Source organism: uncultured Limimaricola sp. (genome assembly GCF_964022235.1).
In the GTDB taxonomy this organism is placed as follows: domain Bacteria; phylum Pseudomonadota; class Alphaproteobacteria; order Rhodobacterales; family Rhodobacteraceae; genus Limimaricola.
In genome coordinates this window covers 1-14596 of record NZ_CAXHZL010000003.1, presented here as the reverse complement: position 1 = coordinate 14596, position 14596 = coordinate 1, and the positions used below count along the sequence as shown (strand labels likewise).

Below are 14596 nucleotides of genomic sequence, written 5' to 3'. Positions count from 1 at the left end.
ACCGCCCGGCTGACGACCCACGGGGCTGCATTCCCACACTGGTCGCCGCCCGCCACGGCCCTCAGGCCATGGCGGGCGTTTTCATGTCCGACAGGATCTGCGCGCCGATCTCGAAGCTGCGCTTGCGTGCCTCTACATCGAACATCATGCCGGTGAGCAGAAGTTCGTCGGGCTGGTAGCGGTCGATCATCTCGCGCAGCTGGCGGCGCACCGTGTCGGGGCTGCCGATGGCCGAGACCGAAAGCGCGGCCTCGGCGCCCGCGATGGCCGATGCCGGAACGTGGTCGGCCAGGCTTTCGACCGGGCGCGACAGGCGGCCCGGCGTGCCGGTGCGCAGCCGCGCGAACGACAGGATCTGCGAGGATCGGTGATACCGCGCCTCCTCGTCGGTATCGGCAGCATGCAGACCGGCGGCCATCATGAAATATGGCTTCTCGAGCCGCTCGGAGGGGCGGAAGCCCTCTCTGTAGGCTTGGATCGCGGGCTCCAGCATCTGCGGCGCAAAGTGCGAGGCAAAGGCATAGGGCAGGCCAAGATAGGCTGCGAGCTGGGCCCCGAAGGTTGAAGACCCCAAGATCCACACCGGCAGGCGCGAGCCCATGCCCGGCACCGCGCGCACCGGACCGGTGCCATGCTCATCATCGAGATAGCCCATCAGCTCCACCACATCCTGCGGAAAGGCATCTGCCGACTGGTTGTAGCGACGCAGCGCCTGCGCCGTGGCCCCATCCGTGCCCGGTGCGCGGCCAAGCCCGAGATCGATGCGTCCCGGATACAGCGCGTCGAGCGTGCCAAACTGTTCGGCCACGACCAGCGGCGCGTGGTTTGGCAGCATGATGCCGCCTGCGCCCACGCGGATGGTCGATGTCGCCTGCGCCACGTGACCGATCACCACGGCGGTGGCAGCGGAAGCAATGCCCGGCATGTTGTGGTGCTCGGCCAGCCAGTAGCGGTGATAGCCCAAGGTTTCGGCGTGCCGCGCAAGGTCGGCGGCATGGGCAAGGGCCTGCGCCGGGGTTTCGTCTTCGGTCACCGGGGCGAGGTCGAGTAGGGAAAAGTTCTGCATGTCATGCTCCTGCGTCGATAGGGGATATGGGACGCGCGGGGCCAAGCGAAAACCACCCCTCCCGCACAACCCGGACGCGGTATGCGAACGCATGCGCTAAGGCTTTGTGCCTGCGACCTTTTCAGGAGTTTACAGGGGGGGCGCTGCCGGTCATCCTCTCCCGACGTTAGCCACCGGAGCCGCCATGACCCTTGCCGATCACCCGCTGCGCCAGGAATTGGCCAACGAGCTGCACGCGCGGCCCTTTCCGAGCCTCGGCGCGCCGGGGCAGGCGGCGTTTCTGGCCATCGGCCCGGCCGAGGATGTGCCGCGTGACATGGAGACCGAGCGGGCGCATCTGCTGGCGCTGCTCGATTGGTTCGGCGCGCCGCATCCGCAGCCCGGCGCCACGCATTGGTCGGGACAGATTGGGCGGCACCGGCTCAAGTGGGAGAGCCACACCGAGTTCTCCACCTACATGATCCTGAGCGACGGTCCCTCCGAGCCGCCTTTCCGCGAAGGGCTGGCGGGATTTCCCGCCGACTGGCTCGCCACCGCGCCGGGCCAAAAGCTCACATCCGCGCTGATCCGAGTGGAGCTTGCGGCGGGAGAGGACGAGATCGCACGGCGAGCCGAGGCGTGGTTCGTGGCCGAGAGCATGGCCGTCAGCCGGGTTCTCGACGATCAACTCATCGTCGCGGGCGATTTTCGCATCGATCCGGCGGGGCACATGCGCTTTGCCGTCTTTGCCCGCCCCGGCACCGGCGAGCGACGCATCGGCCGCGTGGTGCAGCGCCTGTGCGAGATCGAGACCTACAAGACCATGGCGATGCTGGGCCTCGCGCAGGCCCGCGGCATGGGACCGCGCATCGGCGCGCTTGAGAAGCGCCTGTCAGATCTGGTCGCCGAGATGGCGGCGGGGCCGGGCGATCCGGCAGCGACGCTCGCCGTGCTGCTCGAGGTTTCGGCGGAGCTCGAGAAGCTGCGCGCGCAGTCGGGGTTTCGCTCGGGCGCGACGCGGGCCTACGAGACGCTGGTGAACCAGCGCATCGGCGTGTTGCGCGAGGCGCGGTTCGGCGGGCGGCAGACCTTCGCCGAGTTCATGATGCGCCGCTTCGACCCGGCGATGCGCACGGTCGAATCAACCGACCGCCGCCTTGCCGCCATGTCGGAGCGCGCGGCGCGGGCGGGTGATCTGCTTCGCACGCGGGTCGACGTCGAGCGCTCGGCCCAGAATCAGGACCTGCTGTCCTCGATGGATCGCCGCGCCGATGCGCAGCTTCGTCTGCAGCACACGGTCGAGGGGCTCAGCGTCGTGGCGATCAGCTACTATGCCGTGAGCCTCGCCACCTATCTGCTCGCCCCGCTGGCCTATCCGCTCGGGGTCGACAAGACTGCGCTGACGGCGGCGCTGGTGCTGCCGGTGGTCGCGCTGGTCTGGCTGATGCTGCAGCGTATTCGCAAGCGGCTGCACTGAGGTCCAGCGCTCCGGCGGCGGAGCTCTGGCGGCTGGTCGCGCGCGCTGCCGCGCGTTAGACAGGCGGCAAATGCGAAAGGGGCGGACGATGATCAAGCAGGTGATCTGCATCAACTGGGGCACGAAATACGGCGCGCCCTTCATCAACCGCCTCTACGGAATGGTCGCGCGCAACATCACGCCGCCCTTCAGCTTCACCTGCTTTACCGACAATCGCGAGGGTATCCGAGGGGAGGTAAATTGTCAGGACCTGCCGCCTCTCGACGTGGAAATGCCCAGGAACAGCAAGGGCATCTGGCCCAAGGCGCGGCTCTGGGGGCCGAAGCTCGGCGATCTGAGTGGGCCGGTTTTGTTCATGGATCTCGACCTTGTGGTCACCGGATCGCTCGACGATTTCTTTACCCACGGCGATCCAGACGACGTGATCCTGTCGCGTAACCCCAATACGCCGCTCGAGAAACTGGGCCAGACCTCGGTGTTCCGATTTCCGGTGGGCAAGCTGGTGTCGTTGCAGGAGCGATTCCGCGCCGACCCGCAGGGTATCGCCGACGAGTACCGCTTCGAGCAGCGCTTCGTGACGCGCAACGCGCCGGGCGGAGCCAAGCTGTTTCCCGCCGCGTGGGTCCGGCACTTCCGCATGCATTGCCGAAGGCCGTTCCCGCTCAACTATCTGGTCCCGCCCAAACTGCCGTCCGACGCGCGGATCGTGATCTTCCCCGGCGGGCTGCACCCGACCCATGCGATCGAGGGGCATTACCCGCCCTATGCGCCAAGCAGTGCGAGCGAGCATCTGCGCGGTCTGTTCTCGGGCGTGCGACAGGACAGGCCGCTACGCTATCTGCGACACTACATCCGCCCCAGCCCTTGGGTCGAAGAGCACTGGCGCCCCTGACGGCGCGGCAGCCGGGCACTGGCTTGCACCCCGCCACGCTTGAGAGCAGTCTCATCCCGCACCCGAGATTCCGCCCCGAAGGACGCCCCATGCCGATCAAGAACCGCTTTGCCGAACTTCTCCCCGAGATCACCGCGTGGCGGCGTGACCTGCACGAGAACCCCGAGATCCTCTATGAGACGCATCGCACCTCCGCGCTCGTGGCCGAAAAGCTGCGGGCCTTCGGCTGCGATGACGTGGTCGAGGGGTTGGGCCGCACCGGCGTCGTCGGGGTGATCCGCGGCAAGCAGGCCGGATCGGGCCGCGTGATCGGCCTGCGCGCCGACATGGACGCGCTGCCGATCCATGAGCAGACCGGCAAGCCCTATGCCTCGAAGACAACGGGCGCGATGCACGCTTGTGGCCACGACGGACACACCGCGATGCTCTTGGGCGCGGCCAAGTATCTCTCCGAGACGCGCAACTTCGACGGCACCGTCGTCGTCATCTTCCAGCCCGCCGAAGAAGGCGGCGGCGGTGGCCGCGAGATGTGCGAAGACGGGCTGATGGAGCGTTTCGGCATTCAGGAGGTCTATGGCATGCACAACTGGCCGGGCATCCCGCTGGGCCAGTTCGCGATCCGGCCCGGCGCCTTCTTCGCTTCGACCGACCAGTTCGAGATCACCGTCGAAGGCAAGGGCGGCCACGCGGCCAAGCCGCACGAGACCGTCGATTCGACCCTTGTGGCCTCGCACATCGTGCTGGCGCTGCAGTCCATCGCCAGCCGCAATGCCGACCCGACCGAGCAGATGGTGGTCTCGGTGACCTCCTTCGAGACCTCGTCCAAGGCCTTCAACGTGATCGCCCAGCGGGTGCAGATGAAGGGCACCGTGCGTACCATGTCGCCCGAACTTCGGGCGCTGGGCCAAGCGCGGCTGACCGCCATCGCCGAGGCCACGGCCCAAGCCTACGGTGCAGTGGCCAAGGTCAATTACATCAAGGGCTACCCGGTGATGATCAACCACGGTGCCGAAACCGAGTTCGCAGCCGAAGTCGCGCGGGACGTCTCGGGCGATTGCGCCGAGGCGCCGTTGATCATGGGAGGCGAGGATTTCGCCTATATGCTCGAAGAGCGCCCGGGCGCATACATCCTCGTGGGCAATGGCGACACGGCCTCGGTGCACCATCCCGAGTACGACTTTTCCGACGAGGCAATTCCGGCGGGCTGTTCGTGGTGGGCGGGCATCGTCGAACGCCGGATGCCAGCGGCCTGATCTCAGGCAAGCGTGAAGCGCGGGTCGGCGGACATCAAGGCCGCGACCCGGTCACGCTCGGCGGCGAAGTCATGCGGCACGTCGACGGCCGCGCGACCACCCGAGAGCGATTTCGATGCGAAGAAGTCAAAGCCATGGAGCCGCGCCGACGCGAGATCCGAGCGCGCGAGCAGGTCGATGGTGAGCATTCCCGTGGTGGGGCGTGCGCCAAGATCTTGGCGGAGAGTCGCGGCGTAGGCGGCGGGCAATAGGGCAAACCCCGACGCGCAGGCGACACGCCACGGCAGGCGTTTGCGCTTGGGCGTCATCCACAACAACAGATCGGGCCCGCGCGCCGCGATGACGGAGGCGGGCACCGGGATCGACATGGCGAGCCAGTCGGTCCGCCGACCGTGCGAGGCCGGATCCGGCATTGGTGCCGCGTTGAGGCGGATCACGATGTCGGCGGCGTCGATCTCGGCGCCTTGGGTCTTGTCCGACAGCGAACGCGCGTTGCCGACGAGCGCCACCCGGCGACCCGCGAGGCGAGACAGCAGGTCCGTCTCGGGCAGACCCAATCGCGACAGGCGGGCCTCATCGCCGCGCCGCTTTGCAATCTCGAAGACGATCCTGTTCATCTGTCCCTCCGGGCCAGCGCCGCGATGTCGGCATAGAGCGTTTCGGCCCGGCCTTGCGCCAACTGGCGGAAGGCACGGATCGCCGTCAGCTCGGCCTCGCTGAAGGGCATGTCCTGCGGCGGCTTGGACAGCGTCTCGGGGGGGACAAGCCGCGATGGACCGAGGCCCGCATCGCCCAGCAGCCGCTCGATCTTGGAAGCGTTGGAACCGAGAGCCAGAAACGGTGTCTCGGTGAGCATCGACAGGCAGACCGCGTGAAATCGACCCGTGAGGTGCAGCCGGGCGCGGGCGATGCGCTCCAGATAGGCGGGCTCATCTTGGGGCATTTCCAACGGCGGCAGACCCAGCCCACCGAACCACGCCGCTGCCAGCGCGGCACGGGCCGGGGCGAACCGCCAGACCCCGCCGCTCAGTGTCTTGGTCGGCACCAGCGTCGCATCGGCATACTGTCGCGCGGCGCGGCCCAGCACCCGGCGCGGGCCGGGCTTCACGCTGTCGCCGATGATCACGCCGTGGCGTGACGCGGGCGCGATGTCCGCCGGGGCGGAAAGCGACAGGTCCGGCAGCCAGCGGACGTCGTGCCCCGTGGCCTGCGCCATGGTCTCGGCGCTGACACTGTCACGCGCGGCGATCAGGTCGAACCGGGACAGAAGCGTGGACCAGTCGTCAGGATTGTCCTGCCAGAGTGCATTGACCAATGCGAGCGGCGTGCCTCCGCGTGCGGCATGCTTTGCCACGGCGAGCAGCCGTGCGCCTGCGGGACGGCCGTGATGCAGCGTGCCTTCGCCGTTGATGACGATGACATCGGTCTCGCGCATCGCGCCGAGAAATCCCGCATTCTCTGCCCAGTCGTGGCGCGCCGGGCTGCGGGCGGTGATGGTCAACCCGTGCCGCTCCAACCCCGCGACGAGCAGCCGCATCACCCGCGAACAGCCGTGATGGTAGCGGGTCGAGGTGTCGTTGAGGATCACGGCGCGCAGGGTCATGGCGCAACTTCGGTGGATACGGGGTCGGGTGCAAGCAGTCCTCTCAGCGCGGCCAGCGTGCGGGGCCGCGTTTGCCCGCGATCGGTCATGACCTGGGCCGCCGCCGCGCGCATGTCGGAGAGCTGACCCGAGCCGATCAGCCCGCCCACCGCCGCGCCGAGCGCCGCCGCGTCCGCCACCTCTCGTGCGGCCCCCGCTTTGTCCAAGACAGCATGGGCATGGGCGGCATTGGATACGCGCGGCCCATGCAGCAGCGCCGCGCCGAGCGCCGCCACCTCCCACGGGTTGTGCCCGCCCTGTGGCCCGAAGGAGCCGCCGAGGAAGACCAGCGGCGCGAGGCGGTAGATCAGCCCGGTTTCGCCGAGCCGATCGACGAGCCAGACCTCGGCCTGGCCCGGCATGTCGCCCCGCGCGACCGACAGCCCCGCGTCGGTCAGGGCCGTTGCCAAGACATCGGCCCGGTCGGGATGGCGCGGCGCGAGGATGAGCCGGAGGCCCGGATGCCGCTTCCTTGCCTCCAGATGCGCTGCGATCACCGGGGCCTCGTCTCCGGCATGGGTCGACACGGCGGCCCAGAGCGGCGCGCCGTCGAACCGAGCGCGGAGCGCCGTCAGTCGCGCAGGGTCGGCGGGGAGAGGGGCTGCAGCGGATTTCAGATCACCCGGTGCGAGCACGCGATCGAGCGGCATTCCAAGGCGGGTTATCTCGTCGCGCACCTCATCGGTCTGCGCCGTCACGAGGTCAAAATGCGACAGCAAAGCCGCGTTGAGCTTGGGCGCGCGGGTGCGCGAGCGCGATGGCCGGGCGTTGAGCAGGGCGAGGGGGACGTTTCGCGCCGAGGCCTCGGCCAGAAGACGCGGCCAGAGATCCCCCTCGACAAAGCAGGCCAGATCGGGCTGCCAATGATCGAGAAAGCGCCCAGTCGCGCGGGCGGTATCCAGCGGTTGGTATTGGTGCATCACGCCGTCGATTTGTCGCGCCCGTGACCCTCCGGTTGTCGTCGTCGTGGTGATGAGAACGCGATGCCCCTCGGCCATCAGATCGCGCGCGAGATCGGCCACCGAGGCTACTTCTCCGACCGAAGCCGCATTGATCCAGACGACAGAGCCTTCGGGCCGCTTTATCGTCGCGCGGCCCAAGCGTTCGCCAAGACGGGCAGGGGCGGAGCTTTGGCCGCGATGCACGCGGCGCGCCAATGCGATCTCGGCCAAGCGCGGCAGTGCCCGCGATCCGCCGAGCCAGAGCCGCAGCGCCCAAGGGGCGCTGCTCATCCGCCGGTGTGGCTCATGTGACGGCTAACCCGGCCCGAAACCTCCTGACGGTCATAGTCGAAGTCGTGACCCTTGGGCTTGAGGGCGATAGCGGCACGGATCGCGCGCTCGATCCCCGCGTCGCCTTCGCTCGCCCGGAGTGGCCCGCGCAGATCGGAATGGCCCTCCTGCCCGAGGCAGGTGTAGATCTCTCCGGTGCAGGTGACGCGCACGCGGTTGCAGCTTTCGCAGAAATTATGGCTCATCGGGGTGATGAAGCCGACGCGCTGCCGCGTTTCTCCGAGCATGACGTAGCGCGCAGGACCACCGGTGCGGTCGGGCAGATCATGCAGGGAATACCGCGTTGCCAGCGTCTCGCGCAGCTCGCGCAGGTTCCAATACTGGCCGATCCGATCCTCATTGCCGATGTCGCCCATTGGCATGACCTCGATGAAGGTCAGGTCCATCCCGCGCGCGGCGCAGAACTCGGTCAGCGTGAACAGCTCGTCCTCGTTGAAACCCTTCAAGGCCACGGTGTTGATCTTGACCTTCAGCCCGGCAGCAAGCGCAGCATCGATCCCATCCAGCACCTGCGGCAGGCGACCCCAGCGGGTGACGCGGGCGAACTTGTCCTCGTCGAGGGTATCGAGCGAGACGTTGATCCGGCGGACCCCGGCGGCATGAAGCTCGGTCGCGTATTTCCCGAGCTGGCTGCCGTTGGTGGTCAGCGTCAGCTCCTTGAGCGCGCCGCTCTCCAGATGCCGCGTCATCGAGCGGAAGAATTCCATGATATTGCGCCGCACCAGAGGCTCGCCGCCGGTGATGCGCAGCTTTTCGACCCCGAGCCGCACGAAAGCCGAGCAAAGCCGATCCAGCTCTTCGAGCGTCAGGAGTTCCGCCTTGGGCAGAAACTGCATCTTCTCGGACATGCAGTACACGCAGCGGAAATCGCAGCGGTCGGTGACCGAAACCCGCAGGTAGCGGATCGCCCGCGCAAAGGGGTCGATCAGGGGCGCTGCGGGGGGCGGAACGGGTGCGATTGTCATGGCGGCAAGGTAGGGTCGAGGGAGGGTGTTGGCAAGCAAACTGCCGGTGATCGTGTCGGTGATCGTGTCGGTGATCGCGCATGCGCGCACGCTCTTGCCCGCGAGGCGCGACCCGCTATCCTTCCTGTCATGACACGCCTCATGATCCCCACCGCCCTCACTGCGCTTGGTCTTCTGGCCGCTTGCGCCGAGCTGCAACCTGCCAACGCACCGGTCGAGGCCCCGGCGCCCGCCGCTCAGACCCCTGCGCCGCAGCCCGTGGCGCAGTCTGCACCGCCACCGCCGGCGCCGTCGGGGGGAGCCAGCGCCGAAGCGCTCGACACCACTACGCCCGAACAGCGCGCCGCCGCCACCGCCGCGCCCGAGCCTGCGGGCGAGCAAAGGCTTGGCACCACCGTAGCCTCGCTGGGCTCGCCTGCCGATCCGGGGTTGTGGATCGAAACGCCGCTGGTGAGCAGCGTGGCGCAAGGCCGCGTCGAGGCGGCGAACGGAAAATCGGTGAAGTTGGAACTGCGTCCGTCGGGCGGAGCATCGGGGTCCGGCAGCGAAATCAGCCTGCCCGCGATGCGTCTGCTCGAAGTGCCGCTGACCGATCTGCCTGAGCTGACAGTGTATCGCGGCTGACGAACAGGTTGCGATCGGCGACGTCGGAGACTGCGTGGAAGGGGGGGCTTGGCCCCCCCTTTGTCATGTCACTCGACGGTGACGGATTTGGCGAGATTGCGTGGCTGATCCACATCTGTGCCCTTGGCCACTGCCGTGTGATAGGCGATCAGTTGCGCCGGAACCGCGTAGAGGATCGGGGCCCAGAGCGGGTCGATCTCGGGCAGGGTGATCACTTCCCAAGCGCCTTCTCCGGCGATCTGCGCCCCCTTGGCGTCGGTGATCAGCAGCACCTTGCCACCTCGCGCCATCACCTCCTGCATGTTCGATACGGTCTTGTCGAATAGCTCGTCATGCGGCGCCATGACGATGACCGGCACATGCTCGTCCACGAGCGCGATGGGGCCATGCTTGAGCTCGCCAGATGCATAAGCTTCAGCATGGATGTAGCTGATTTCCTTGAGTTTCAGCGCACCTTCAAGAGCAAGGGGGAACATCCGCCCCCGGCCCAGGAAGAGGATGTCGCGGGCTTCGGCAAGACCGCGCGAGACCCGCTGGCATTCGGCTTCGATAGTCAGGCCCTGATGGAGCAAACCGGGCAACTCACGAAGGCCCCTCACATGCTCCGCAAAGGTAGCCTCATCGAGCATGCCGCGTTGCCGAGCAGCCTCGAGCGCCAATGCACCGAGCACCAGAAGCTGGCAGGTGAAGGCCTTGGTCGAAGCGACGCCTATCTCGGCCCCGGCGAGGATCGGCAGCGCGAGGTCGCTGTCGCGTGCAATCGAGCTTTCGGTGACGTTCACCACCGACAGGATGCTGTCGGCTTTGCCCTTGGCATAACGCAGCGCCGCCAGCGTGTCGGCGGTCTCGCCCGATTGGCTGACGAACAGCGCGGCGGAGCGCGCCGGAACCGGCGGCTCACGGTAACGATACTCCGAGGCGACGTCGATTTCGACGGGCAGGCGTGCGACCTGTTCGAACCAATATTTGGCGACGTTGCAGGCATAGAAGGCAGTGCCACAAGCCACCAACGTCAGCCGGTCGATGGCGGTGAAATCAATGCCCGGCTCAGGTAGGGCGATCTGCCCCTCGGGCGTCAGGTAGTGCTTGAGCGCTTCGGCCAACACGCGAGGCTGCTCAGCGATTTCCTTGGCCATGAAGTGCTTGTGTCCGGCCTTGTCGACCTGTGCCGACGCCTGCGCGATACGCTTTTCGGGGCGCGTCACTTCGCGGCCTTCGGCATCGAAGATCACCGCACCCGCGCGCGTCACCTCGGCGCGGTCGCCCTCGTCGAGATAGGTGATCCGGTCGGTCAGATTGCCCAGCGCGATGGCGTCGGAGCCGACGAACATTTCCCCCTCTCCATGCCCGATGGCCAGCGGGCTGCCCTTACGCGCGGCGATGAGCAGGTCGGGCTCCTCCTCGAACAGAAAGCACAGCGCATAGGCGCCGGTCAGCCGTGCGATGGTGGCGGCGGCCGCCTCACGGGGAGGCATTTGCCGATCGAGGAACAACTGGCACAGCAGCGCCACGGTCTCGGTATCGGTATCGGTTTGGGTTCCGATACCTTCGGCGGCCAGCTCGGCGCGCAGCTCGCGGTAGTTCTCGATGATGCCGTTGTGTACCACGGCGACGCGTGCGCCCGCGTGCGGATGCGCATTGGCCTCGGTCGGTGCGCCGTGTGTGGCCCAGCGGGTGTGACCGATGCCGGCGAGGCCGCGCAGCGGTTCGCGCACCAGCTTGTCCGAGAGATTCACCAGCTTGCCCACCGCGCGACGGCGCTCGAGATGGCCTTCGTGCACGGTGGCGATGCCGGCGCTGTCATAGCCGCGATACTCGAGTCGGCCGAGCGCTTCGACGAGTAGAGGGGCAGCCTCGTGATTGCCCAAGACACCTACAATTCCGCACATCTCAGTTGTCCTTGGTCTTGGCGGCCTTGGCGGCGCGCAGCTTGTCAAAGAACCGGGTCGCGAAACCCGGCTTGTTGCTCTGTTTGGTCCGGCCAACGGCCATGTCGCCCGCAGGCACGTTGTGCGTGACCACGGTGCTGGTCGCGGTCATTGCACCGTCGCCGAGCGTGACAGGGGCCACCAGCATGGTGTTGGAGCCGATGAAGACATCGCGGCCCACGGTGGTGCGGTGCTTGAATACGCCGTCATAGTTGCAGGTGATGGTGCCCGCGCCGACGTTGGTGCCCGCGCCGATGTCGGCATCGCCGAGATAGGTCAGGTGGTTGACCTTGGCCCCGGTGCCGATCTGCGCGTTCTTGATCTCGACGAAATTGCCGATGTGCACGTCTTCAGCCAGTTCCGCGCCGGGACGCAGCCGGGCGAAGGGGCCGACGGTGGCCCCGCGCGATACGTGGCAGCCTTCGAGGTGGCTGAAGGCGCGGATCTTGGCACCGCTCTCTACCGTCACACCGGGGCCGAACACGACATTGGGTTCGATCACCGTGTCACGTCCGACCACCGTGTCGCGTGCGAAGGTCACGGTGTCGGGGGCGAGCAGGGTCACGCCGTCTTCGACCGCCTCGGCGCGGGCACGGATCTGGAACGCGGCCTCGGCACGGGCCAGCTCGGCGCGGGTGTTGATGCCAAGCGTCTCGGCTTCCTCGCAACGCACCACTTCGGCCTTGAGACCTGCCTCGCGCGCGAGACCGACGATGTCGGTGAGGTAATACTCGCCCGAAGCATTGTCGTTGGTCACCTGGTCGAGCAGCTTGAACAGCGTTTCGCAATCCGCCGCGATCACGCCGGAATTGCACAGGGTGATGGCGCGGATCTCCGCGTCGGCATCCTTGAACTCGACGATGCGGTCGAGGCTGTCGCCTGTCGTCACCAACCTTCCATAGCGGCCCGGATCGGTGGCTTCGAAACCCAACACCACGACATCGGCGCGGGCACGGGCTGCAAGCATCGCTTCGAGCGTCTCGGGCCGGATGAAGGGCGTGTCGCCGTAGAGCACGATGGCATTTCCGGAGAAACCTTCTAGAGCGGTGCGCGCCTGTTGTACGGCGTGGCCAGTGCCCTCCTGCGTCTGTTGGCGAACGGTCACGATGCCTTCGTCATACGCCGTGGCGGCGCGTTCGACCGCTTCGGCGTCATGTCCTGCAACGACGATCATGCGCTCGGGCTCAAGGGTCATGCCCGCTGCCATCGCGTGGTGTAAAAGCGGCGATTGGCCGATCTCGTGCAGGACCTTGGGTAGGTCCGAGTTCATCCGCGTGCCTTTGCCCGCGGCCAAGACGATCAGTGTCGTGGCCATTGCTGCCCCTCTTGTTGCTTGATGCGACTTCTACTAGCCGCATCTTGAGGCACAAGCCCGACCGCCCATTGTTTGGATCAATTCCCACAACGCTTCGTTACAGGAGAGTCGCCCATGCGCGCCGTGATCTTCGACCTCGACGGCACCCTCGCCGAGACCAGTGGCGACCTCATCGCTGCTGCCAACCGCTGCTTTGCAGATCTTGGCCTCGGGGCATTGCTCGACCCTCGAGAGGATGCCGCCACGGCCATGCACGGCGCGCGTGCCATGCTCAGGCTGGGTTTGTCGCGCGTGGGCGAGGTCGAGGAAGCCGAAGTCGACCGGCAATATCCACGTCTGCTTGCCTATTATGACGACGAGATCGACCGGCACTCGACCCTGTTCCCAGGTGCGATGGAGGCGATCGCGGAACTCAAGCGGCTGGGTCATCCGGTGGCGATCTGTACCAACAAGCCCGAGGCATTGGCTGAAAAACTGCTGGCAAAGCTGGGCGTGCGCGAGCATTTCGCCTGCCTGATCGGGGCCGACACGCTCAAGATGCGCAAGCCCGATCCCGAATGCCTGCGTGAGACAGTACGTCGGGCAGGCGGCGATCCGGCCTATTGCGTGCTGGTCGGAGACACCGAAACCGATCGTACCACCGCGCGTGCCGCGGGCGTGCCGTCGATTCTCGTGCGGTTCGGCCCGAACGGGCACCGCACGGCCGATCTGCACCCCGAGGCACTGATCGGCCATTATGACGAGCTGGTGGCAGCGGTGCAGGCTCTCGGCTGATAGCCGTGTCGGGCCATAAAGGCGCGCGCAGAAAAGCCGCGCCTTACTCCACAGCGCCTGTGTCATAGAGCGGGATTGTCGAAAGCGACATCTTGGCCGAGCCTTGGGTCAACTCGCTGCCGTGCGCGAGATAGATCAGGACTTGGTTCGCTTCGTCATAGATGCGGGTGATCCGCAGCGATTTCAGGATGATCGAACGGCTTTCGCGAAACACGGATTCGCCATCGCGCGAGCGGTCAATCTCGCCAAGTGTGATCGGGCCGGTCTGGCGGCAGTCGATCGACGCATTTGACGGATCCTCGAACCAGTTGCCCTGGCTAAGACGGTCGATCACGGATCGCTCGAAATAGGCGATGTGGCAGGTGACGCCATCGACCTTGGGATCGGGAATCGCCTCGACGATAATGTCGTTGCCGACCCAGTCGACCCCGACCTTGCCGACAACATCGGCATGCAGGGCTGCGGGGAGGAGGGCGAGGGCAAGTGCGGCAAGGCGGAGTGTGTGTGTCATGCGCGGCCAACGCAGCCGCGAAGCAGGGGTTCCCCTCGGGTGATCCGCGTTGGTTGACCCGATGCGGGGGTGGCCCAGATGATGGCCCCAGACAAAGCGGGGGACAGCGATGGGATCGATCTGGGAGTTCGGGGCGGAAAGCGGCGTCCTGCATGAGCATCTCGGCTGGCTGGTGAGCGGGCTCGAATGGGTCTCGGCGATCATCGATCTGTTTGCCATCGCGTTGCTGCTCGTGGGCGCGGTGCGATTCATCGCCGGCGTTGTGCATGCCGAGACGCGACGCGACGCCAAGGCGCGCGTGCGCGGCACCAACACCGAGCGGATCGAGCTCGGGCGCTACATCCTCGCGGGGCTCGAGCTGTTCATCGTGTCGGACATCATCCACACCGCTCTCAGCCTCGCCTTTGCCGATCTGATGTTCCTGGGGCTGCTGGTGGTCATCCGGTCGCTGATTTCGTTTTTCCTCGACCGCGAACTCGAGCAGGTGAAGCACGAACTGCGCGAGGATCCGGTCGGAGATTGAGGCTGTTGTGCGCTTCGGACGCATCGGCAAAGCCTCGGGCTCGGTTGACCCTTCCCTGACCGGGGTTTATGGATCGCGCAACGACCGACAGCTCCCGCGTGAAAGGACCCGACGTGGAACTGCTTCTTGCGGAATACCTTCCGATCCTGATCTTCCTTGGCCTGGCCATTGCACTGGGCGCGATCCTGATCCTCGCGGCCGTCGTGCTCGCCGTGCGCAGGCCCGACCCCGAGAAGGTGTCGGCCTATGAATGCGGCTTCAACGCCTTTGACGACGCGCGGATGAAGTTCGACGTACGGTTCTATCTCGTCTCGATCCTGTTCATCATCTTCGACCTCGAGGTCGCCTTCCTGTT

General features: G+C 66.5%; 15 protein-coding genes. 7 read left to right on the top strand and 8 right to left on the bottom strand.

The annotated features are described in order from the left end of the window. Positions 1 to 61: 61 nt before the first annotated feature. Positions 62 to 1066: an LLM class flavin-dependent oxidoreductase gene (locus AADJ02_RS04735; RefSeq protein ID WP_341211849.1), complete on the bottom strand. Its 1005-nt coding sequence runs from the start codon at positions 1064 to 1066 to the stop codon at positions 62 to 64. A gap of 184 nt (positions 1067 to 1250) precedes the next feature. Between AADJ02_RS04735 and AADJ02_RS04730 the strand changes: the two genes are divergently transcribed. The 3 genes from AADJ02_RS04730 to AADJ02_RS04720 all read left to right on the top strand — a co-directional run bounded on the left by AADJ02_RS04730 (position 1251) and on the right by AADJ02_RS04720 (position 4667). Continuing rightward, a complete protein-coding gene (locus AADJ02_RS04730; RefSeq protein WP_341211848.1) occupies positions 1251 to 2522 on the top strand; it encodes a DUF3422 domain-containing protein in 1272 nt (423 codons plus the stop codon). 88 nt (positions 2523 to 2610) lie between these two features. Further along, positions 2611 to 3414: a glycosyl transferase gene (locus AADJ02_RS04725; RefSeq protein WP_341211847.1), complete on the top strand. Its 804-nt coding sequence runs from the start codon at positions 2611 to 2613 to the stop codon at positions 3412 to 3414. A gap of 89 nt (positions 3415 to 3503) precedes the next feature. Further along, positions 3504 to 4667 carry a M20 aminoacylase family protein gene (locus tag AADJ02_RS04720; protein ID WP_341211846.1) on the top strand — a complete coding sequence of 388 codons (1164 nt, stop codon included), beginning with the start codon at positions 3504 to 3506 and terminating at the stop codon, positions 4665 to 4667. A gap of 2 nt (positions 4668 to 4669) precedes the next feature. Here AADJ02_RS04720 and AADJ02_RS04715 read toward each other — a convergent pair whose 3' ends face one another. The 4 genes from AADJ02_RS04715 to moaA are packed head-to-tail and all read right to left on the bottom strand — an operon-like array spanning position 4670 to position 8566. After that, positions 4670 to 5284, bottom strand: coding sequence for a glycosyltransferase family 29 protein (locus AADJ02_RS04715; protein WP_341211845.1), 615 nt, complete (start codon positions 5282 to 5284; stop codon positions 4670 to 4672). Continuing rightward, positions 5281 to 6270, bottom strand: a complete 990-nt coding sequence (locus AADJ02_RS04710; RefSeq protein WP_341211844.1) for a polysaccharide pyruvyl transferase family protein — start codon at positions 6268 to 6270, stop codon at positions 5281 to 5283. Before AADJ02_RS04710 ends, AADJ02_RS04715 begins: the two co-directional genes overlap by 4 nt. Next, the gene (locus AADJ02_RS04705; protein ID WP_341211843.1) at positions 6267 to 7541 is read right to left on the bottom strand and encodes a glycosyltransferase N-terminal domain-containing protein; all 1275 of its coding nucleotides are present in this window, start codon (positions 7539 to 7541) and stop codon (positions 6267 to 6269) included. The genes AADJ02_RS04710 and AADJ02_RS04705 overlap by 4 nt, the downstream gene beginning before the upstream one ends. Beyond that, positions 7538 to 8566, bottom strand: a complete 1029-nt coding sequence (gene moaA, locus AADJ02_RS04700) for a GTP 3',8-cyclase MoaA (protein WP_341211842.1) — start codon at positions 8564 to 8566, stop codon at positions 7538 to 7540. The genes AADJ02_RS04705 and moaA overlap by 4 nt, the downstream gene beginning before the upstream one ends. A 129-nt stretch (positions 8567 to 8695) precedes the next feature. On the opposite strand from moaA, the gene AADJ02_RS04695 reads away from it, so the two are divergent. Further along, the gene (locus AADJ02_RS04695) at positions 8696 to 9190 is read left to right on the top strand and encodes a D-galactarate dehydratase (RefSeq protein WP_341211841.1); all 495 of its coding nucleotides are present in this window, start codon (positions 8696 to 8698) and stop codon (positions 9188 to 9190) included. Between the two features lie 68 nt (positions 9191 to 9258). On the opposite strand, the gene glmS is transcribed toward AADJ02_RS04695, so the two are convergent. Both glmS and glmU read right to left on the bottom strand, forming a co-directional pair. Continuing rightward, positions 9259 to 11079: a glutamine--fructose-6-phosphate transaminase (isomerizing) gene (gene glmS, locus AADJ02_RS04690; protein ID WP_341211840.1), complete on the bottom strand. Its 1821-nt coding sequence runs from the start codon at positions 11077 to 11079 to the stop codon at positions 9259 to 9261. 1 nt (position 11080) lies between these two features. Further along, complete coding sequence (gene glmU / locus AADJ02_RS04685) at positions 11081 to 12433, bottom strand: bifunctional UDP-N-acetylglucosamine diphosphorylase/glucosamine-1-phosphate N-acetyltransferase GlmU (protein ID WP_341211839.1); 1353 nt, start codon at positions 12431 to 12433, stop codon at positions 11081 to 11083. 114 nt (positions 12434 to 12547) lie between these two features. On the opposite strand from glmU, the gene AADJ02_RS04680 reads away from it, so the two are divergent. Next, the gene (locus AADJ02_RS04680; protein ID WP_341211838.1) at positions 12548 to 13207 is read left to right on the top strand and encodes an HAD-IA family hydrolase; all 660 of its coding nucleotides are present in this window, start codon (positions 12548 to 12550) and stop codon (positions 13205 to 13207) included. 43 nt (positions 13208 to 13250) lie between these two features. Here the strand turns inward: AADJ02_RS04680 and AADJ02_RS04675 are convergent, their stop codons facing one another. Beyond that, positions 13251 to 13718, bottom strand: coding sequence for a CreA family protein (locus tag AADJ02_RS04675; protein ID WP_341211837.1), 468 nt, complete (start codon positions 13716 to 13718; stop codon positions 13251 to 13253). Between the two features lie 109 nt (positions 13719 to 13827). Here AADJ02_RS04675 and AADJ02_RS04670 point away from each other — a divergent pair, with 109 nt between their 5' ends. Together AADJ02_RS04670 and ndhC are read left to right on the top strand one after the other, a co-directional pair. Continuing rightward, entirely contained in the window at positions 13828 to 14241 is a 414-nt protein-coding gene (locus AADJ02_RS04670; RefSeq protein WP_341211836.1) for a DUF1622 domain-containing protein, read from the top strand. A gap of 113 nt (positions 14242 to 14354) precedes the next feature. Continuing rightward, on the top strand, positions 14355 to 14596 hold a 242-nt coding region (gene ndhC, locus AADJ02_RS04665; RefSeq protein WP_341211835.1), incomplete at its 3' end, for an NADH-quinone oxidoreductase subunit A.

Coding starts and splice junctions, on each gene's coding strand:
- AADJ02_RS04735 (WP_341211849.1), bottom strand. CDS start 1,066: ATGCAGAACTTTTCCCTACTCGACCTCGCCCCGGTGACCGAAGACGAA.
- AADJ02_RS04730 (WP_341211848.1), top strand. CDS start 1,251: ATGACCCTTGCCGATCACCCGCTGCGCCAGGAATTGGCCAACGAGCTG.
- AADJ02_RS04725 (WP_341211847.1), top strand. CDS start 2,611: ATGATCAAGCAGGTGATCTGCATCAACTGGGGCACGAAATACGGCGCG.
- AADJ02_RS04720 (WP_341211846.1), top strand. CDS start 3,504: ATGCCGATCAAGAACCGCTTTGCCGAACTTCTCCCCGAGATCACCGCG.
- AADJ02_RS04715 (WP_341211845.1), bottom strand. CDS start 5,284: ATGAACAGGATCGTCTTCGAGATTGCAAAGCGGCGCGGCGATGAGGCC.
- AADJ02_RS04710 (WP_341211844.1), bottom strand. CDS start 6,270: ATGACCCTGCGCGCCGTGATCCTCAACGACACCTCGACCCGCTACCAT.
- AADJ02_RS04705 (WP_341211843.1), bottom strand. CDS start 7,541: ATGAGCAGCGCCCCTTGGGCGCTGCGGCTCTGGCTCGGCGGATCGCGG.
- moaA (WP_341211842.1), bottom strand. CDS start 8,566: ATGACAATCGCACCCGTTCCGCCCCCCGCAGCGCCCCTGATCGACCCC.
- AADJ02_RS04695 (WP_341211841.1), top strand. CDS start 8,696: ATGACACGCCTCATGATCCCCACCGCCCTCACTGCGCTTGGTCTTCTG.
- glmS (WP_341211840.1), bottom strand. CDS start 11,079: ATGTGCGGAATTGTAGGTGTCTTGGGCAATCACGAGGCTGCCCCTCTA.
- glmU (WP_341211839.1), bottom strand. CDS start 12,433: ATGGCCACGACACTGATCGTCTTGGCCGCGGGCAAAGGCACGCGGATG.
- AADJ02_RS04680 (WP_341211838.1), top strand. CDS start 12,548: ATGCGCGCCGTGATCTTCGACCTCGACGGCACCCTCGCCGAGACCAGT.
- AADJ02_RS04675 (WP_341211837.1), bottom strand. CDS start 13,718: ATGACACACACACTCCGCCTTGCCGCACTTGCCCTCGCCCTCCTCCCC.
- AADJ02_RS04670 (WP_341211836.1), top strand. CDS start 13,828: ATGGGATCGATCTGGGAGTTCGGGGCGGAAAGCGGCGTCCTGCATGAG.